Annotated in this window: 18 protein-coding genes; 13 read left to right on the forward strand and 5 right to left on the reverse strand. The window is 52.4% G+C overall.

Annotation, left to right across the window (positions count from 1 at the left end; all coding sequences use genetic code 11):
- Positions 1-253: 253 nt before the first annotated feature.
- Both PAE68_RS02280 and PAE68_RS02285 read left to right on the forward strand, forming a co-directional pair.
- Positions 254-946, forward strand: coding sequence for a hypothetical protein (locus PAE68_RS02280; RefSeq protein WP_281883662.1), 693 nt, complete (start codon positions 254-256; stop codon positions 944-946).
- On the forward strand, positions 936-1,568 hold the full coding sequence (locus PAE68_RS02285; protein WP_281883664.1) for an ABC transporter ATP-binding protein: 633 nt from the start codon (positions 936-938) through the stop codon (positions 1,566-1,568). Before PAE68_RS02280 ends, PAE68_RS02285 begins: the two co-directional genes overlap by 11 nt.
- 500 nt (positions 1,569-2,068) lie before the next feature.
- Here PAE68_RS02285 and PAE68_RS02290 read toward each other — a convergent pair whose 3' ends face one another.
- The 3 genes from PAE68_RS02290 to PAE68_RS02300 form a co-directional block, all read right to left on the reverse strand.
- Positions 2,069-2,797, reverse strand: a complete 729-nt coding sequence (locus tag PAE68_RS02290) for an IS4 family transposase (RefSeq protein WP_281883666.1) — start codon at positions 2,795-2,797, stop codon at positions 2,069-2,071.
- A 182-nt stretch (positions 2,798-2,979) separates the two neighbouring features.
- Entirely contained in the window at positions 2,980-3,765 is a 786-nt protein-coding gene (locus PAE68_RS02295; RefSeq protein ID WP_281883668.1) for a transposase, read from the reverse strand.
- Between the two features lie 578 nt (positions 3,766-4,343).
- Positions 4,344-4,823 (reverse strand): hypothetical protein, encoded by a 480-nt coding sequence (locus PAE68_RS02300; RefSeq protein ID WP_281883670.1) that lies wholly within the window; start codon positions 4,821-4,823, stop codon positions 4,344-4,346.
- Between the two features lie 549 nt (positions 4,824-5,372).
- Between PAE68_RS02300 and PAE68_RS02305 the strand changes: the two genes are divergently transcribed.
- The 4 genes from PAE68_RS02305 to PAE68_RS02320 all read left to right on the forward strand — a co-directional run bounded on the left by PAE68_RS02305 (position 5,373) and on the right by PAE68_RS02320 (position 9,200).
- Complete coding sequence (locus tag PAE68_RS02305) at positions 5,373-6,278, forward strand: cation diffusion facilitator family transporter (RefSeq protein WP_281890867.1); 906 nt, start codon at positions 5,373-5,375, stop codon at positions 6,276-6,278.
- A gap of 18 nt (positions 6,279-6,296) precedes the next feature.
- On the forward strand, positions 6,297-7,382 hold the full coding sequence (locus PAE68_RS02310) for a flavin-containing monooxygenase (RefSeq protein WP_281883673.1): 1,086 nt from the start codon (positions 6,297-6,299) through the stop codon (positions 7,380-7,382).
- A 57-nt stretch (positions 7,383-7,439) separates the two neighbouring features.
- Positions 7,440-7,715, forward strand: coding sequence for a hypothetical protein (locus PAE68_RS02315; protein ID WP_281883675.1), 276 nt, complete (start codon positions 7,440-7,442; stop codon positions 7,713-7,715).
- A 150-nt stretch (positions 7,716-7,865) separates the two neighbouring features.
- Positions 7,866-9,200, forward strand: coding sequence for an IS91 family transposase (locus PAE68_RS02320; protein WP_281883677.1), 1,335 nt, complete (start codon positions 7,866-7,868; stop codon positions 9,198-9,200).
- Between the two features lie 390 nt (positions 9,201-9,590).
- Here the strand turns inward: PAE68_RS02320 and PAE68_RS02325 are convergent, their stop codons facing one another.
- Together PAE68_RS02325 and PAE68_RS02330 are read right to left on the reverse strand one after the other, a co-directional pair.
- Positions 9,591-9,887, reverse strand: a complete 297-nt coding sequence (locus PAE68_RS02325; RefSeq protein WP_281883679.1) for a type II toxin-antitoxin system RelE/ParE family toxin — start codon at positions 9,885-9,887, stop codon at positions 9,591-9,593.
- The gene (locus PAE68_RS02330) at positions 9,888-10,274 is read right to left on the reverse strand and encodes an AbrB/MazE/SpoVT family DNA-binding domain-containing protein (RefSeq protein ID WP_281883682.1); all 387 of its coding nucleotides are present in this window, start codon (positions 10,272-10,274) and stop codon (positions 9,888-9,890) included. It lies immediately after the preceding gene.
- A gap of 151 nt (positions 10,275-10,425) precedes the next feature.
- Between PAE68_RS02330 and PAE68_RS02335 the strand changes: the two genes are divergently transcribed.
- From PAE68_RS02335 to PAE68_RS02365, 7 genes are all read left to right on the forward strand, one after another.
- On the forward strand, positions 10,426-11,145 hold the full coding sequence (locus PAE68_RS02335; protein ID WP_281883684.1) for a 4'-phosphopantetheinyl transferase family protein: 720 nt from the start codon (positions 10,426-10,428) through the stop codon (positions 11,143-11,145).
- 165 nt (positions 11,146-11,310) lie between these two features.
- Positions 11,311-11,973, forward strand: a complete 663-nt coding sequence (locus tag PAE68_RS02340) for a protein kinase family protein (protein ID WP_281890869.1) — start codon at positions 11,311-11,313, stop codon at positions 11,971-11,973.
- 149 nt (positions 11,974-12,122) lie between these two features.
- Positions 12,123-12,896, forward strand: coding sequence for a sporulation protein (locus PAE68_RS02345; RefSeq protein WP_281883686.1), 774 nt, complete (start codon positions 12,123-12,125; stop codon positions 12,894-12,896).
- A 137-nt stretch (positions 12,897-13,033) separates the two neighbouring features.
- Positions 13,034-15,361, forward strand: a complete 2,328-nt coding sequence (locus tag PAE68_RS02350) for a PAS domain S-box protein (RefSeq protein WP_281883688.1) — start codon at positions 13,034-13,036, stop codon at positions 15,359-15,361.
- 187 nt (positions 15,362-15,548) lie between these two features.
- The gene (locus tag PAE68_RS02355) at positions 15,549-16,769 is read left to right on the forward strand and encodes a class I SAM-dependent methyltransferase (RefSeq protein ID WP_281883691.1); all 1,221 of its coding nucleotides are present in this window, start codon (positions 15,549-15,551) and stop codon (positions 16,767-16,769) included.
- 62 nt (positions 16,770-16,831) lie between these two features.
- Complete coding sequence (locus tag PAE68_RS02360) at positions 16,832-17,749, forward strand: DMT family transporter (RefSeq protein ID WP_281883693.1); 918 nt, start codon at positions 16,832-16,834, stop codon at positions 17,747-17,749.
- Between the two features lie 20 nt (positions 17,750-17,769).
- The gene (locus PAE68_RS02365) at positions 17,770-18,330 is read left to right on the forward strand and encodes a DNA-deoxyinosine glycosylase (RefSeq protein ID WP_281883695.1); all 561 of its coding nucleotides are present in this window, start codon (positions 17,770-17,772) and stop codon (positions 18,328-18,330) included.
- Positions 18,331-18,482: the final 152 nt, after the last annotated feature.

Below are 18,482 nucleotides of genomic sequence, written 5' to 3' on the forward strand. Positions count from 1 at the left end.
ACATAATGTCCTGTATGAAATGGTCAAAAAACTATATTTTAAGTAAATATTGCAAAATATTTACTTTGTTGATGATGACTGTAGATCTCTTATTGCTCAAGCCTTATGTTAGTAAGTTTTTTTTATTGGAAATTAACTTGATATTTTCATGGGTCTTTTATACGGGGCTGGTGAGCTATCCGATTATTTTGATTTTAATTGTGCTTACTGCACTTTTGAATATTTGGTTTAGTGATAAGAGGGATTTTTTGTGATGGCTGTGTTGAAAAGTATGACTCCTTCTGTATTCATAATTTTGATTGGCATTATTATTGCGTATGGATACCTAAGAATGAACGGCAACAACAGTGACTTTGTAACTATGTTCCAAATCATTTTCGGAGGCAAGCCTTTATACGGTGTAAAGTTAAAAGCTTTATTCATCATGGTAATTGCATGGTTACAGTATATAAATATTCACTATATTTCTTTCTATATAGACAACTCAGATAGCTTGTCTGTTCGGTATGGCAGCAAAGACAATTGGTTGAAAGCCCTAATAAAGGGTATTTTTATAATAACAGCAGTATTCGTGATGATGTTTTACACGGTATGGCTGCTTCTAGATTTTTGCTTTGGCGCTTCTACGATGGTTCAAGTATTTAATATGCATGCTCTTGTTGTTATAGGGAGAATTTATTTGTTTTGTATCATATTGATTTTAATTTTTGTCTGTCTGTTGCTGAAACTGACGAAAACAAGCACCTATATGATTATGGGGGGAATTGCTATCTTTTTAGCTATGACTAGTCATCATAGGGGGGGATTGATATTTATCTTACCTCAATTTAGTAATCCTACAAGTACACTTCTTAACGTTATTTTGAATATATTATTTGCGTTCAAGTTAGTTGTCCTTATTACAAGAATAAACCGTAAGAAGGAGTTGTCCTCATATGAAGATTGAGGTTATAAACTTTTCTAAATCCATCGGCAACATCCAGGTTCTAGATAATATAAATGCCCTATTGGAAAGTGGCAATATATATGGAATTATCGGAAAGAACGGAAGCGGAAAGACTATGTTTTTAAGGATGCTTGCTGGCTTGATCCTGCCAACCATAGGGGAAGTCAGGGTAAATGGAAAGGTATTAGGAAAAGATAAATCATTTCCAGACCACTTAGGTGTATTACTTGAAAAACCTAGCTTTCACCAGCATCTTACGGGTTATGAGAACTTACAAATGTTAGCGAAAATTAGAAATGTGACTAGCAATGAAGATATCCAATCGTACATGGGTTTGTTTGATTTAGATTGGAGGTCAAGAAAAAAAATGAAAGAGTACTCATTAGGGATGAAGCAAAAGTTAGGTATTATTCAGGCTATGATGGAGAATCAGCAATTCATCATTCTAGATGAACCTTTTAATGCCTTAGATGAGAGTTCTGTGGAAACATTAAGACACGTCCTAAAAAAACTAAAAACGGAGCAGAAATTGATAGTTATGACATCACACAACAAAGAAGATATTGAATTATTATGTGACCACACTATTACGATCTCTGATGGGAAATTGATGACTTCATAACACGATTGTCAATTAACAGAGTCAAGTCTACCATAGAACTTGATTCGGAGGAACCTGAAAGAACGCAATAGGATGCCCGGAATGGCCATTTTTCGTTTTTCGCTCCTGGCCCCAATTTGAAAAAATGAGTAATTATGAGGCTTCTGGATCCGCTATGATATTCACATCATAGCCTAGTGTTGTTAGTTGCCAGAGGAGAAGTTTCGCTTTATTATCCTTTGAAACATTCTCTTACAGGCCTGTTAATTAACCAGATATTAGGCGACTATTTTTCTTGCATTTGTCTAAAGCATAGAAATGGCGACTATCCATTCGGGAGATAGCCTATCCAGAAGAAATAAGCGAGTGAACGAAACGAGAGCCAGTGATTAGCACTTTATAATAAATAGCTTGGTGCTGCTATACAACCATTGGAGAAGGACATAGGCAATTAAAGCGGCGAATAATTGGATATATATCGCATTCTCTGTTGTACCAAATAAGGTGGGTACATTCAAATGTTATTTGATCCATCGAAAGAATACTTCTATGCCCCAACGTGCTTTATAGATCGCTACGATATGTTCAGCCGATACGTGCAACAAGTTCGTTACAACTCGAATCTCATGACCATGGTCATCTTGAAAAAACACGACACGATGTCGTTTTTCGGATCGACATTGTTCGGTGCCCAATCGGCATGTGATGTCACGCGTGACACTGAAGCCTTCTACGGATTGGCGCTGCAAAGAATGCGGCGTCACCAAAGTCATGTTTTCTTTGATACGTATCACGAAATATTGGCTTTGCTGCGCATAGGTATCGAATCGCTCAATCTTCCCGTAAGCGCGATTTTCTACGATGATAAAATCAGGATTGGCAAGCTTTTCACCGATCGGCCCGTCATGCTTGGTAGCCTTCGTTTCGATGACTTTCGTAGGCATGTTGGCCACCACATCGTAAGCTACGTGAAGTTTGATTCCTGATCGCTTTCCATGGAACACCGCCCAGGGTAATCGGGTCTCGCCCGCCATAATGGTTGTCGAATCGACGAGAAGCAGCGAGGTTGGGACCCCGAGCTTTCGCCTAGTAGACTGATTACACTTGGAAACAAGGATCTCAAACAGACGTTTGAAAAGGAACGTCGGACGCTTTCTTGGAGAAGGTAGAGTGGTTGAACGTTGGCAAACCGCATTCAGCTGCTTTATCGACACAGGCCCGATAGCCTTCCCACTCTCTTGCTGCGGCATTCGTTAAAAAATGGAGCAAGATAGATAAACACAGTAAAAGTTCTTGCCTTATCGTGATATCCAATCACTCGCTGTATCTTTATCAAATCCGTCGAACACAAGATCGTGACCCTGCTCGCATTTCGGCTTTCCTTCGGGGGAGCAGTGCTCGGGTATTTTCGTGTTTGTACGGCTACATCATGCTACAAAAGCGCTTCTTTCTGATCGTCGGCATCGAAGTAACCCAAGTCTGCCACAAGATAATCGACCTTCAGTCCGTCAATCTGCGTCATCAATTCAACGAGCGGCAGCATCACCTTGACGTTTGCTGTATCATTGGGCAGAATGATCGAGAACAAGACAATCGGCCCTTTTGGGCTGGGACAGATGATGGAATGTTTTCGATAGCCGATAAAAAACTTGTTCTGGTTCGCCCTCGTTCGCTGCACGCCGATCGTCGCATCCGGATCGGAAAACGTCTTTACACATTCGCATGTGTTCTGATCTGGACATGAACAACGTTTGTGCTTGTATCCGTTGACGTTGGCCCAAACAGGTCTGGAATCGATGCCTGTAAGCATCGGTGATAGAAAGTCTTTTAGTTGCAATGCCTGAGCAATGAGATCAAAAAGAATGGCATAAAACAACTCAGTGTTGACCTTGGACCTGAAGTTGCTCAGGCAACTGTGAGACGGTACCTTGTCTAAATTAGGGGCGCCGATTAAATTGCGCCATGCTTGATTCTTCGGCTCTCTCAATTGCCTCACCAGTTCCCGGAACGAGGAGATCTCTGGTCGTGTGAAATAGAGGTAATGCATCCGAAAGCAGACTCTCGGATCGATCGGAGGACGTCCGCCTTTCTTGTAAAGCGGAGCGGTCTTCTTCAGCACACTCGAGTCATCAACATGGTCGATGTAATCAATGAGTTCTGCATCAAAGCCGAGTGTGTTATAGTAGTGGTAGGGCAGCAATTCAAGCTGTAAGTCCATGAAAATGCACCTCGCGAATGGTTAATTTGGTGGTAGGGGTACTTCCATTTTACCATTTTTCGCCGCGGTGCATTTTTGTTTTTTCGATTTTATTAGCTTTTTGAATAGGCTCTTTAAGGAAAAAGATAAAGGGGTTCAGTATGAATAATGTCCACAAGATATTACTATCACTAAAAAATCGCATAGACACAAATGGAGGACTTCTTAAAATTCAATACAGTGAGGGGGGATGTAGATCAGTATGCTTGTAAGTTTAGAGAGCCTGCGACTACGCAACAAGTATCAGTCATACAAAAGCTACTCCATGGTTATAGTCTTCCAAGAGAGTATTTAGAATTTCTCTATTTTGTAATGGCTGCGATTTGTTTATTCATCCAGTATACGGTGGTGAAAAGCATATGTACGGAACTTCAGATCTTATGGAGTTTAATGATTTTAGTGAATGTAAACATAAAATACGTATCGCGCAAGTGAACACGGACCATATCATTATTGATGTCAAAAGCTACTCCAAGGGTAACGCTTCATTTTGGTATTGGGGTGCACAATATCAATATTAGATTGCTTGACCCACATTATTAATATTGCCGTGCGTAAACGTTGATGTCCGTAGTGCTACCGTCATCAGTTGTAACATAGACTCTGAATTTTCCATAGATCCCCTTGCCATTCTCCATATGAAAATGCTCGGTTAACTGATCTCCGGCAGCAACCGTTTCATAGCCGTAATCCAAGTTGGTCGAGACATGGATGACCTTCATTTTAACCGATGAGCTGCCATTGTTCTGTATCCAGACGGTCATTTCAGTCCCATTGTCAGGGTCACACGTAAACGTCATATCGAAGGCGGATGTACTTGAGTGGCGCACATGATTAATCATAACAACGTCAAATGGATTGAATTCAGAGCTGTTCGCAGCTGAACCTTTAACTGGAGCTACATGGAATAAGCTGCCTTGAGTAGTTACGACTTTACTCTCGTGAATAGCAGCAGATGCGACGAAAGAAATAGATAATGCGAGACCCAAAGCAAGACTTGCTTTCAATAGCTTTGTCATTGTACGGCGATACTCCTCGATAGTATTGATGTAAGACACCATGATTGATTATCAATTCATTCTATAAACTACCACATAAAGGATTTATTGTAAACGAATTCATGCAATCTACATCGTTCACAGTCACCCAATCTGGGAGGCTTGGCTCCTTCGGAACGGGGTATCCATTGCTTCCACCACAGCAGCTCGACTTGTTCTAATCTGGGGCTGTGAGGGCTTTTCATGGGAAAGCTGAATACACTGTAGCCATCGCGCCGCATGACTGGGCATTTATGGTTGACAGGATCGGCGTGGCGGACTTAATATAACATATGAACACTTATTCATATGTTAATATGTAACGGAGGTGCCTTCGTGACGAATACAGAAGGTAAGCCGCAAGGCGATTCCCATGAACACTCACACCACTGCGCGCATGATCATGCGCCGAAGGGTACATCTTGTGAACAGCATCACGAACATTCACATGGCCATCATGGCCACCACGGTCATTCACACGGCCATCATGATCACCACGGGCACGGCGGTCATCATCACCATCACCACGGGCTGGGCGGTCATCACCACCACCATCACCACGGTGGAGCCGACGGCAATCGCAAGGGGCTTGCGATTGCGCTCGCCATAACGACCGGCATCATGCTTCTTGAGTTCGTCGGCGGCTTATGGACCGGCAGTCTCGCACTGCTGTCTGACTCTGGTCACATGCTTAATGATGCGGTGTCGCTGCTCCTGAGCTTCATCGCGATCGGAGTAGCAGCACGACCAGCGACGGCAGGGAAGACGTTCGGCTTCCGCCGCTTCGAGATCGTCGCCGCCCTGTTCAACGGAGTGACGCTGTTCGTCATCGCCGCATTCATCGTCTGGGAGGCGTACGAGCGGCTGCTTCAGCCGCAGCAGGTGGCAAGCGGAGCGATGATGGGCATCGCGGCGGTCGGGCTGCTGGCGAATTTGCTGAGCGCTTGGGCGCTAATGCGCAAGGGTGATGTGCACGGTAATGTCAATATGCGAAGCGCTTATTTGCACATTATCGGGGATGCGCTTGGATCAGTAGGCGCCATAGTCGCTGGACTCATCATGCTGCTGACCGGCTGGTACTATGCCGATCCGATCATTAGCGTCATTGTGGCGCTGCTCATTCTGAGAGGGGCGTGGGGCGTCATTCGGCATACGCTTCACATTCTGATGGAGGGTGCGCCCGAGGGGATTCATCCGCCTGAGGTGGAGGCGGAGCTGAAGACGATACCGGGCGTGGAGGATGTGCACGATCTGCACATCTGGACGATTACGTCAGGGCTCGATTCGTTAAGCTGTCATGTGCGGGTGGCCGACGATGCGGACGGACAGCGTATTCTGCAGCAAGCGATTCGGCTGCTCAGTGAGCGGTATGGCATTCAGCATGCGACGATACAGGTAGAGAATTCGACCATCACCCATGCGGAGCTGGACGTGTAGAGGGGGAGGCTGAGTCTCATGCAGCAAGATGAGAGGCACTGGGAGGTTGTTGTCATCGGTGCGGGGCAGGCGGGACTTGCCGCGGCGTATGAGCTGAAGCGGGCAGGCGTACCGTTCGTCTGCCTTGATCGGCAGGAGCGGATCGGACAGACATGGAGAGAGCGGTACGATTCGCTCCAGCTGTTCACGCCGCGGAGCTTCAGCTCGCTGCCGGGACTGCCTCTGTCGGGTGCGCCGGGTGGCTACCCGCGCAAGGATGAGCTGGCCGACTACCTGCAGGCATACGCGCGCGCATTCGAGCTGCCGGTGCTGAGCGGTACAATAGTCGAGAAGGTGACGTCCTGCCGCACAGCAGCAGGCGGACGCTTCCGGCTCGAGACGAGCCGAGGCGCGATGACCGCGCGGCATATTGTGGTAGCGACAGGTCCGTTCCAGCAGCCGGTAGTGCCTGCGTTATCGGCGGAGCTGGACCCTGGCGTCCTGCAGCTGCATTCGAGCAGCTACAAGCGGCCGCAGCAGCTGCAGCCCGGCCCGACCGTCGTCGTCGGAGCGGGCAATTCCGGCGCGCAGATCGCCGTTGAGCTAGCGCAGCAGGGCAGCGACGTATTGCTATCTGCCTCCACCCCCATTCGCTACGCGCCGCTAACACTGCTAGGGACGAGCGTGTTCACATGGCTGACCAGAACGGGCATCGTGTACGCCTCGGCTCGGTCGCCGCTCGGAGCATGGCTGCAGAAGCGCCCCGACCCCGTGTTCGGGCGTGAGCTGCGCGATGCGGTCCGTGCAGGCCACATTCAGCTGAAGGGTCGTACGACTTCGGTCCAGGGGCGCCGGCTTCGATTCGCAGACGGTACGGAGGCGGAGGCAGCTAACGTCATCTGGGCCACCGGCTTCAGATCAGACTACAGCTGGCTGGCGGTGCCGGGTGCACTCGACGAGACAGGACGACCTCGTCACCTGAACGGTGTGAGCGAGGTGAATGGTCTGTTCTACATCGGCCTGCTCTGGCAGCGCTCGCGCAGCTCGGCCTTGGTCGGCGGCGTGGGACGGGATGCGGCCTACGTGATCGGCAAGCTGCTCGCACAGCGGACACACTCTGTATAAAACAAAGGCGAACTCCTCACATTAACATCGATCGATGTGCGAAAGGAGGCATGCCCTATGTCCAAGTACGAGTACGACTCCAGCTTACAGTCTCAGAACCCGCTGTCTCAAGCGCAAAACTCGGTGGAGAAGGCGCATCATGCGGTTACGCAGGCGCAGTCTCATCCTTCCTCCCAGCTGATCGAGCAGGCGGAATCGGCGATCACGAAGGCGCACCGCGCGCTGGACCAGGTCGACGACGACAAGTACAAGGAGCCGCTGCAGACGGCGCGTCAATCGCTTGCGGATGACGAAGCTAGCTTGCACGGCCTGAAGCCGATGAAGGAAGAGTAGTAGCGGCGCAAGGCCATATTGAGATATACGCTCACGCAAAAAGGGAGGTGCCGAAGCTGTCGGCCCTCCTTTATTTACATTATAGAATTTATAACATTTTAGGGTGGGGCATGTATTCCATCTTATTTGTGTTTTTGGTAAGGTAAAGATATGGAGACGAACATTTTAAAACGGATCTTTTTCGATAGACACGGACATTGGGATCGCTTTGTCGTGAAATATAAGGACAAACTCCGTTCTAACGTACTTAAGGAAGTAGAGAAATTCCGCGGCTGCGGAGACCTCATGAAAGGCTTTAAGCTGCTCGTGTGCGAAGGATGCCACGACCTGCGAATTGTTCCGTATCGCTGCAAAGGAAGGTTTTGTACGACCTGTTCGTGCGGAGAGACCGAAGAATGGGCGCGTATTCTAGAACAAGACGTATTTCAGGTGAATCATCGGCATGTCGTTTTTACGATCGATGAGGGACTTAGGGACATCTTTTTACGACATCGAGAAAAGTTGCTTAAAGAGTTCATGGATGAGGCAGTCCGTGTGATAAAGACGTATTTCGAAAAGAAGCATAAGGTCACTCCCGGCATCATCGCTGGATTACATACATTTGGGTCACGGTTGAACTTTAACCCTCATGTTCATATGTTGGTGACGATGGGTGGTATGAAGTCAAATGTAGAATGGAAGACGTATGACTTCGTTCCGTTTGAAATGCTGCGCAAGCAATGGCAGACGGTTGTATTGAAACTTATTCGTCGAAAGCTCAGCGAGCAAGAGAAAAAGCAAGTACAAGCCCGCTTGCAAAAGGCCTACTCTGAAAATGGGGAAGGCTTCTATGTGTATGCTCCAAAACAGAAAGGCAACGTGAAACAGCAGCTGGGGTATATTGGACGTTACATGAGAAGACCCGCGATCGCCGTAAGCCGAATCGAGGCGTATGACGGGGAGACAGTGACGTTTCGTTACCGTGACAAGCAAGACGGGAAAGAGAAAACGGAATCGATCCCCGTGGAGGAGTTTATCGGTAGACTTATACGCCATATCCCGGATGAGAATTTTAAAACGATCCGTTACTATGGAGTGTATTCACGCAGGATCAAGAGCCTGTGCAAAAAACTAGTTAGCCAGTGGCAACAAGCAGCGAGAAAATGGATCGTGAAGGCGAAACGACTACTAAAACGAAGAACATGGGCAGAGCGTATCCAGGAGCAAACGGGAAAACCGCCATGTTGCCCGAAGTGTGAAAGTTATTATGAATACAAGGGAGAAGTCTGCCTTGAGGAAGGCAAATTGAAGGTGAAGTATGCAAAGTGTATGACTGCAAGAACATGTCTGGAGAGGGTAATAAACGATGTCACCGGTGTCAAAGAAACGAACAACAGGGAAGAAAAAGAAAAAGCAGCCGCTAAGCAAAAGCAAGCACATGGTAAACAAAGAGACGGTCAAGTACATATGCTTGAACTGCAAAGAAATGGAAGACATACCGCTTAGCGTGGTTCGAGATTTCGATATGATGGATGATGGGGACCCGGAAGTGCCTCCGCAATTTAGCTGCGAAGGATGTGGTGGGGAGATGTATCCTGAGTACTACAAGGGAGTCCAAGGATATGAATACCGGATCGATGACCGGTTAGGGAAGAAGGAAATGGAGTTGAGCAAGGAGTAGATCCAGAGAGGGAATGGGTATGGGGTGGAAAGTTTACGGGCCGCCTTTGAAGTCGTGTCCTTACCGCTAAATAAATACAAATGGACACGATTTCAAGAGCGGTTGGAACCCCACACCCATCCCTCCCCACGCGCCGAATGTATGGATCAGTACGTAGAGATCTTAAAAGACGCCGTTAGGCGTTTTTCTTACGTGCAAGCTGTGGTTGCTGTCATTCAGCTTTTGAGATATCGTTTCAACTCTTCATAGAAATTTTCTCTGGATCCAGCCAAAATCACAACGACTAGCTCCCCATCTTCATTCTCTTCCATTCGGTAGGCAATTTCATAATTCGTACCCTGATACGATACATCGTACCCGTAGATACCATTTAGATCGCCTGCTTTTTGTCGGCCTATCGAAGGATCTAGCCGAATGGCATTTATGGCATCCAGGTACGCTTTTTTGAGTGGCTTCTCAACCAGCTTATTGAAATACCTTCTTGCGGGGCTAAGATACGTAACGGGAAGCATCTAATCCTCTATTACATCGCCGAATAGCTTTTTCGTTTCGTCTTCACCCGTTCCTCTATAGCTCCGGGCAACGTCTGCGGATTCGGCAATGAGCTGTTGAACAGCAACTTGTAATTCAGCTTGTTTTTCGCGAAATTTGGCTAGGAGTTGCTCACCTGTGTAGCCTTCCTTGATTAAGTCTGCCAAAATGAGATCTGCAAAGTAGTCGCTGCCCGTATGTTCACGTACAGGTCGCATAATGATGTGGTTGCCTTTAATACCGAACTCTACTTCATCTTTAATTCCTGCTTGCTCGAAAAGCTTCTGAGGTATTGTAACTTGGCGTTTCTGTGAGACACGCGCCCGCTTCCATTCCATTCGTTCCACCGCCTCATTTACAGTTGCCATAAGTATACTCCTCCTATATGTTCGATATTCCTAGAATAGAGTTTCCTTGTTTCTTTACTTTCTATTTTACACGTTATGATAAATAATGAAAGCATGAGCCAACCTAAATATGGTACATTCTAGTAGGACGCATGAAAGGTGGAGGATCCGTATGAATCAACGCTTGTCCGCCGTCGTGCATGCCATACGCGTCTCGCGTCTGACCGCCCTGCAGCGAAGCAGTCTGAGCGGGCTCGTGTCCGAGGAGCGCAGAAGCCGGATGGCGCGGTTCGTTCGGCAGGAGGATGCCGATCGATGTCTGCTCGCCGGGCTGCTCATTCGGTACGGAGCCGAGCGGCTGTTCGGTATTCGGCACGAGGAGATGACCTTATCAACCAATACATACGGCAAGCCTTCATTCGCCCGTTATCCGGACATATTCTTCAATGCTGCCCATTCGGGCGACTGGGTCGTCTGCGCGTGGGATTCAGCGCCGATCGGCGTCGATGTCGAGCAGCTGCAGGAGATCGACCTGTCGATCGCAGACCGCTTCTTCTCGCGACCCGAGTGCGCGATGCTCGAGGAACAGCCTGAAGCCCAGCGACTCGAGCTCTTCTACCAGCTGTGGGCGCTGAAGGAGAGCTTCATCAAGCAGGTCGGCAAAGGGTTGTCCATACCCCTCGATGCCTTCGCGATCTTGCCGAAGCCGGGCGGCATCGAGCTGACGGTGCTGCAGCCAAGTGCACAGGCGCAAGGGCCGCTCTCCTTCCGGCTGTACGAGCTTCAAGCAGATGGCGAGCGGTACGCCGCAGCGCTATGCGCGACGCACGATGCGATGCCCGATGCGATGACGGTCGTGGAGCTGGAGCAGCTGGTGGCATGCTTCACTTAAGCGAAGCGAAGGCCGATGTCGACGGTCATGATGCGTATAGTCCTGCATGACCGGTTCGCGAACCGTATGCTACAATAGTAGCAGCGACGGATGGAGCGGTGCTCGTCTTGCCGCTTCACATGGAACGGGAAGGAAGTAGAATGACCCATGATCAACGGCATAACGATGCAGCCTGGGCAAGAGGATGGGCCGGATCGGCTCGCGGCTTGCCTGCAGCAGATTGAGGAGCACCTGCTGGTCGGTCTAGAGATGGCCAGCGAGAGCGAGCACGACCCGATTCAGGTGTACACGGTGCCAGAGCCGTGGACCATTGTCGGCGTCGGCAATTACGCGGCCGTGTTCGTACACCCGTCCTGGCCTGAGTGGGTTGTGAAGGTGTACGCGCCCGGCAGGCCGGGAGTTGAAGAGGAGCAGGAGGTATACCGCAGGCTCGGCAACCATCCGGCATATTCGCAGTGCTTGCACGACGGCGAACGATACTTGCTGCTGCGCAGACTGACCGGTGTGACGCTGTACAATTGTATTCGGCGAGGCATTGACATTCCGCAGCAGGTGATCGACGATATCGACGCCGCACTCGCGTATGCCCGCAGCAAGGGTCTGAATCCACATGATGTGCATGGTAAAAATGTGATGCTTCAGGACGGTCGCGGCCTCGTTGTCGACGTCTCCGACTTCCTCAAGGAGGAGCCGTGCGAGATGTGGGACGACCTGAAGCGGGCGTATGAGCGGCTGTACGTACCGTTTCTGCGCAAGGCTCGCGTGCCTGATTGGCTGCTGAACGCGGTGCGCAAGGGCTACAGGCTGTTGCGGCGCTGGCGCTCCTAAGCCTGCCCGGGGCACCCGCGGACAGACCTGCCATTGAAACCGCACAGCAGCGACTTCCGTATGGAAGGGCAGAGGTGACTCGCAGGCGGTGCCCGTCGCGGCCGTCTTTAGTGGTGAATCCATAATGTTGAATGAGGAGGCATGTGAGCATGTCGTTTTTCAAAAAAGTATTGGCCAGCGTCGGAATCGGCTCCGCCAAGGTAGACACGCAGCTCGATCAGTCCCAGGTAGAAGTAGGCGGCGAGCTGAGCGGAGTGGTCAAGGTCGAAGGCGGACAGACGGAGCAGCATGTCGATCGCATCTACTTGTACGTGAAGACAAGCTATATCAAGGAAGAGAACGATCAGAAGATCTCGTATGAGGCTGTTGTCGGGAAGTTTCTGCTCAGCGAGTCGTTCACGGTGCGCACAGGCGAGCGCAAGGACATTCCGTTCAGCCTGACGCTGCCCGAGCAGATGCCAGTTACACTGCGCAATGCCCCGCTGTGGCTTGAGACCGGACTTGACATTGACAACGCACTCGACCCGAAGGACCGCGACTACTTCCAGGTGCTGCCGAATGCGAACATGCAGACGGTGCTCGACGCGCTCGATATTCTCGGCTTCCGACTGCGCGAGGTGACGAATGAATACGCCTCACGTCTTGGCGGTCATCTGCCGTTCGTGCAGGAGTTCGAGTTCGTGCCGACGACGCATTTCCGCGGACAGCTCGACGAGCTGGAGGTGCTGTTCTTCCCACGTGGCGACGACCTCGAGCTGCTGCTGCAGATCGACCGCCGGGCGAGAGGGCTGCGGGGCCTGTTCGCCGAAGGCATGGGTCTGGACGAAAGCTTCGTACGGGTATCTGTGCCGGGCAGCGAGCTGCGCCAAGGTGCGCAAGCTGTCGCAGGCCAGCTGCGGGAGCTCATTTCGCGCTATAGCTAGACGTGCCTCTATGGGGCGATTGGAAGTTCGTTTGCAGCTGCAAACGAACTTTTTTTATGCTACAAGGCAGGAATAAGGCTGCTCGCAGCGAATGTACTGGTAAACAAAATCAACGTGACAATACGGGAGATGCTAACATGCAGCAAAAGCAAGTGAACATCTTGATCGTTGACGATCGGCCGGAAAATAGATTGGCGATGAGCTCGATTCTGCAATCCGACGAATATGCGGTGCTGGAGGCAGATTGCGGTGAGGAAGCGCTGCGGAAGGTGCTTCAGGACGATTTTGCACTGATTTTAATGGATGTTCAGATGCCGGGTATGAACGGATTCGAGACCGTCGAGCTGATCAAGTCGCGGGAGCGGTCTAAGCATATTCCGGTCATTTTTGTAACCGCGCTTAGTCATGTGCAGGAGCATATCGAGCGGGGCTATGAGGTCGGCGGCATCGATTTCATCTACAAGCCGTTCAATCCGAATGTGCTGAAGCTGAAGGTGGAGCAGTTCGTGAGCATGCATAAGGACCGCGAGGAGCTGAAGCTACGCAAGGAGCTCATCAGTGTGCGCACGAGAGAGCTGGAGGCTGCGCAGGCGCGTCAGGTGGCGATGACCGAGGAGCTGCGGCGGGCTGAGGCGATGGCGCGGGCGATTGGGGATACGTCGATCGATACGTTTTTTACCGTGTCAGATGAAGGGATCATCATAGCTGCGAATCCGATATCCGAGCATATGTTCGGATACGCTCGGCATACGATGCTGGGGAAGCCGCTGCGGGAGCTTCTACAGGGCATCGATGGTGTACTGACGGGTGGACAGCCGATGTCAGGTGATGAGATGGCCATTCAGGGCTTATGCATGGAGGCTGCGGGTCTGCGTCAAGACGGCACCACGTTTCCGGCGGAAATTCAGGTCGGCAGCGTGCAGCTGTACGAGCAGCCGATCTATATATGCGCTGTTCGCGATATTACGGAGCGGAAGCTGCATTACAGCATCCTGGAGCAGGAAGTGGTGAAGCGCACCCAGGAGCTCACGCGTATGAACCAGCATCTTCAGCTGGAGGTGCGGGAGCGTCGCCGCGTCAGTGAGCAGCTGGAGGCGTCCTACAATCTGATTAACAGCATTCTTGAGAGCATCACCGATTCGTTCTACGCGCTCGACAATGACTGGCGTATTACGTACTTGAATCAGTCGGCAGAGCAGCAGATTAACGTCACACGGGCGCAGGCGCTCGGCCGATCGTTATGGGATTTCGTTCCGATCGAAAGATCGAGAAGCTACGAGTATTTCGTACGGGCGAAGCAGACGAATCAGCCGGTGCACGAGGAGTTCTATTCGGTGATCGCGAAGTGCTGGCTTGAGATTCGTGCGTTTCCTTCCGAGCAAGGCTTAAGCGTATACGTACAGGATACGACGGAGCGGCGTCACATGATTCAGGAGGCCAAGGACTCGCATGAGCGCTTCTACAAAATTTTTCAGGCGAGCCCGAGCTTGATGGCGATCTGCTCGCTCTATGACGAGGCGTGTCTGGATGTGAATGAGAGCTGGCAGAAGCATACGGGCTATACATACGCGGAGATGCTCGCCGGACTCGGCAGCCTTCATATGATGATGGAAGCCAGTGATACGGGTGACCTGCTGCCGCTGGAGCCTGTGTACGGACTGACGGATGTGAAGGTGCAATTCCGTGCCAAGTCGGGCGAGCTGCGAACGGGTCTGCTCTCGACGGAAATGATCGAGACGCCGGAGGAGCCGTGCCTCTTGGTCGTCATCACGGATATTACCGACCGCACGATGCTGGAGCACGAGCTTGCAAGGCTGGAACGACTGCACATGATCGGAGAGATGGCGGCGGGCATTGCCCACGAAATTCGCAATCCGATGACGACGGTGCGTGGGTTTTTGCAGCTGATGCGCTCGAACCAGAGCATGCTCTCGACCGAGGTGATCGATATTATGGTCGAAGAGCTGAATCGGGCGAACGGGATTATATCGGAGTTTTTGGCGCTGGCCAAGAACAAGACGACGGATCGGCAGCGCAACTGCCTGAACGAGGTCATTCGCGCGATCGTGCCGCTGCTGGAGGCGGAGGCTACGCTGGCGGGGAAGCAGCTGGACGTTCGGCTCGGCAAGTGTGCCAAGCTGGATCTGGACGCGAAGGAAATTCGTCAGATGGTGCTTAATCTCGCCTTGAACGGACTGGAGGCGATGGAGGCTGGAGGCCGGCTGACGCTGGCTACGTATCTGGAGGGCAGCGAGGTCGTGCTGCAGGTTGCGGACCAGGGACCGGGTATTGAGCCCGACGTGCTGCAGAAGCTGGGCACCCCGTTCTTCACAACGAAGGACAAGGGCACCGGACTTGGACTTGCCGTATGCTTCAGCATTGCCGAGCGCCATCAGGCGAAGCTCTCCTGGCAGACGGGCAACGGAGGCACAACGTTCCTCGTCCGGTTCGCGGTGCCGGAGTAACGGCTGCTAGCGGGGGGCATGTAGCCCAGAGAGCTGCTACAGCTGCGTCCGCCGCAGTCGGACTAGAGACTTATCTTCCTTATCGGGTATAATGAAGCAGCATAAGCTTACCATTCCATGCTCGGGCATTACGCCCGAGTTTATTTTGTAATGACAACATCATCTAACGGGTATAGGGGCATGTGATATGAAGCAGGAGCAAGAGGTAGGGCCATTAATCGACAGGCTGATCGAGGCGGAGGCGCTCATTCAAGCGACGCTCAGTCAGCCGAGGCGCAGCGAGCCGGACGGCTGCACGAAGGTGACGATCAAGCCGATCGTGCTGAAGGGTGAGCGCATGTACCAGTTCAGCTCCTACTGCGGGCCGAAGGTGCTGCACGACAATCGGACGCCAGCTGACACGGCCGCGCAGCTGAAGGAGACGCTCGCGGATACGTACCGGCAAGGGCTGCTGCAGGCGGCCGAGGCTGACTACCAGGTGCTGGTCAGCAAGAAGGGGAAGGCGGCCGTGCTGCGCAAGCCGCCGACGAAGAAGGCCGAGGCTGCTGCGCCAGCGGCACATAACCGTACCAAGAACTACGTGCTCGAGGAGGGCACACCGGTACCGTTCCTCATCGAGCTCGGCATTATGAACGAGCAGGGGAAGGTGCTGGCGAAGAAGTACGACAAGTTCCGGCAAATTAACCGATTCCTGGAGATGATCGCCGATGTATTGCCGTACTTGCCTCAAGGCCGAACGCTCAATCTGATCGACTTCGGCTGCGGCAAGTCGTATCTGACGTTCGCTCTATACCACTATTTGTCGGTGATGAAGGGGCTGGATCTGCGTATCGTTGGTCTTGACCTGAAGGCGGACGTTATCGAGTTCTGCAGCGGTCTTGCGGAGCGTCTGGGCTACGACCGTCTCCGCTTCCTCGTCGGCGATATCGCCCAGTACGAGGAGCTGCAGCAGGTCGACATGGTCGTCACGCTCCATGCGTGCGATACGGCGACCGATGCGGCGCTCGAGAAGGCGGTGCGCTGGGGAGCCTCCGTCATTCTGTCGGTGCCGTGCTGCCAGCATGAGCTGTTCCGTCAAGTGAAGAGCGACGTCCTCAGTCCGCTGCTGGAGCACGGCATTCTGAAGGAGCGGTTCGCCGCTCTCGCGACCGATGCGCTTCGTGCGAAGCTGCTGGAGCTGTCCGGCTACAAGACGCAGCTGCTGGAGTTCATTGATCTTGAGCATACGCCCAAGAACCTACTAATCCGCGCGGTGCGCTCAGGCAAGGCATCAACGGATGCCGAGAAGGCTAGGCTTGCCGAGCAGTATACGGCGTTCCGCGACTTCCTGTCGGCACAGCCGTATCTGGAGCGGGCGCTCGGTCAAGAGCCGGCGGTCTTGCCGCCGCTTGATTCGAACTATCGTTAACCAGGCTCGCAAGCTTGCAGGCTGGAATACAGGTAAGTGTGCATAGGAAGAGGTGACGGACGGTGGGCTACGTGCTGCTGCTGCTCGCGACGCTGTCGTGGAGCTTTGTTGGGATATTGGTCAAGATGGCATCCGTCATGCTCGACAGCACGACGATTACGTTTCTGCGCTTTGCGCTTGGTGTAGTGTTCCTCGGGGGCTTCCTGCTTCTGTTCAAGAAGCAGAGCTCCGCGCTGAAGCCGCGCTTTGCGATGAAGTGGATCTGGATCGGGGCGGCGGGGAAGTGCTGTAACTATTTTTTCGAAAATATAGCGTTATCGATCGGGTATTCTTACGGCAACATTCTCGTCGGTCCGATCCAGACGGTCATTCTGCTTGCGATCTCGGCGATCTGGCTGAAGGACCGGATGACGGGCCGCTCATGGGTCGCGGCATTGCTCTGCATCTTGGGCGTGCTGCTGATCAGCTGGAACGGGCTGCCGCTTGATGTGCTGCTGCAGGGCGAAGCATGGCTGACGCTGCTCTATGTGATCTCAGGCATCGGAACCGCGTTTCACGTGCTGGGACAGCGCATGCTGATCAAGGAGCTGGAGGCTGGCGCGATGAACTATTCGATGTTCGTCTGGTGCTCGGTGCTGATGGCGCTGCCGGTGCCGTTCCAGTTCTCGTGGAGCGGTGAGGTGAGCGTATCCTCAATCGTCGCGATCGTGCTGCTCGGGCTCATTACGGGCCTCAGCTTCTACTGGTTTGCGACAGCGCTGCGGCTCGTGTCGTTCCCGGTGGCCATCATCGTCAGTAACTGTGGTGTGCTGTTCACGATACTGTGGGGCTATCTGTTCTTCCGCGACCCGATTACGGTGTACATTATCGCGGGAGCGGCTATGTTCATGGCAGGTCTGGTCCTCTTGAACCTGCCTGGGCGCTCTGTGCGCGTGTCGACTGCGGCAGGGACTGGCAAGGGACGTACGGAGGCAGGCTGAAGAAGGGGGTGTGCGGCGGCTTGAACAAGGGGTCAGATGAAAGCGTATATGGAGCCAGACGGTTGACGGGGCTCGCCCCGATCGTGAACGGGCAGTCCCGCATTCTGCTGCTCGGCTCTATGCCGGGAGCGGCCTCGCTCGCGGCTGGACAATATTATGGCCATCCGCGCAATCACTTCTGGCCGCTGCTGTACCAGCTGCTCGACGGCGGTGAGCCTGCGGCGGATTACGACTCCCGCCTCGCCTTCGCCTTATCCCGCGGTGTGGCGCTGTGGGACGTGCTGGGCGCCTGTGAGCGGGAAGGGAGCCTCGATGCGGCCATTCGCAAGCCCGAGGCGAACGACATGGCGACGCTGTACCGTCAGTATCCAGCGCTCCAATATGTTTTCTTCAACGGCAGCGCGGCCGCTGACCTATACAGACGGTACGTTCGTGCGAGCTTGCCTGAGGGCGTCGTTCCGCGCGAGCTGCACACGCTGCCCTCCTCGAGTCCGGCGAGGGCGATGAGTCTGCCAGCGAAGCTCGCGGCATGGCAGCCGGTGCGGGACGCTTGGCTTGCGACGAGAGATGGGCTGTGCTGATCTTATTGTAGGCAGTGGGCAGTGGGCAGTAGGCAGTAGGCAGTATGGCGCAGAGCAAGCCGAATAGCCGCGAAGGACGACGCTCGGGGGAGCTCGCTTCGCGGCTTTGGTGTACAGCGGTCTTGCGGTCTTGTGGTCAGTCTGGTCTCTGG

The sequence above is a fragment of the Paenibacillus sp. YYML68 genome (assembly GCF_027923405.1).
Taxonomy (GTDB): domain Bacteria; phylum Bacillota; class Bacilli; order Paenibacillales; family NBRC-103111; genus Paenibacillus_G.

Excerpts from the sequence above, each read along its gene's own strand:
- PAE68_RS02330 (WP_281883682.1), bottom strand. The coding sequence starts at position 10,274 with ATGGCAACTGTAAATGAGGCGGTGGAACGAATGGAATGGAAGCGGGCG.
- PAE68_RS02295 (WP_281883668.1), bottom strand. The coding sequence starts at position 3,765 with ATGGACTTACAGCTTGAATTGCTGCCCTACCACTACTATAACACACTC.
- PAE68_RS02315 (WP_281883675.1), top strand. The coding sequence starts at position 7,440 with ATGTCCAAGTACGAGTACGACTCCAGCTTACAGTCTCAGAACCCGCTG.
- PAE68_RS02350 (WP_281883688.1), top strand. The coding sequence starts at position 13,034 with ATGCAGCAAAAGCAAGTGAACATCTTGATCGTTGACGATCGGCCGGAA.
- PAE68_RS02325 (WP_281883679.1), bottom strand. The coding sequence starts at position 9,887 with ATGCTTCCCGTTACGTATCTTAGCCCCGCAAGAAGGTATTTCAATAAG.
- PAE68_RS02345 (WP_281883686.1), top strand. The coding sequence starts at position 12,123 with ATGTCGTTTTTCAAAAAAGTATTGGCCAGCGTCGGAATCGGCTCCGCC.
- PAE68_RS02355 (WP_281883691.1), top strand. The coding sequence starts at position 15,549 with ATGAAGCAGGAGCAAGAGGTAGGGCCATTAATCGACAGGCTGATCGAG.
- PAE68_RS02290 (WP_281883666.1), bottom strand. The coding sequence starts at position 2,797 with ATGCCGCAGCAAGAGAGTGGGAAGGCTATCGGGCCTGTGTCGATAAAG.
- PAE68_RS02300 (WP_281883670.1), bottom strand. The coding sequence starts at position 4,823 with ATGACAAAGCTATTGAAAGCAAGTCTTGCTTTGGGTCTCGCATTATCT.
- PAE68_RS02320 (WP_281883677.1), top strand. The coding sequence starts at position 7,866 with ATGGAGACGAACATTTTAAAACGGATCTTTTTCGATAGACACGGACAT.
- PAE68_RS02280 (WP_281883662.1), top strand. The coding sequence starts at position 254 with ATGGCTGTGTTGAAAAGTATGACTCCTTCTGTATTCATAATTTTGATT.
- PAE68_RS02310 (WP_281883673.1), top strand. The coding sequence starts at position 6,297 with ATGCAGCAAGATGAGAGGCACTGGGAGGTTGTTGTCATCGGTGCGGGG.
- PAE68_RS02285 (WP_281883664.1), top strand. The coding sequence starts at position 936 with ATGAAGATTGAGGTTATAAACTTTTCTAAATCCATCGGCAACATCCAG.
- PAE68_RS02335 (WP_281883684.1), top strand. The coding sequence starts at position 10,426 with ATGAATCAACGCTTGTCCGCCGTCGTGCATGCCATACGCGTCTCGCGT.
- PAE68_RS02340 (WP_281890869.1), top strand. The coding sequence starts at position 11,311 with ATGCAGCCTGGGCAAGAGGATGGGCCGGATCGGCTCGCGGCTTGCCTG.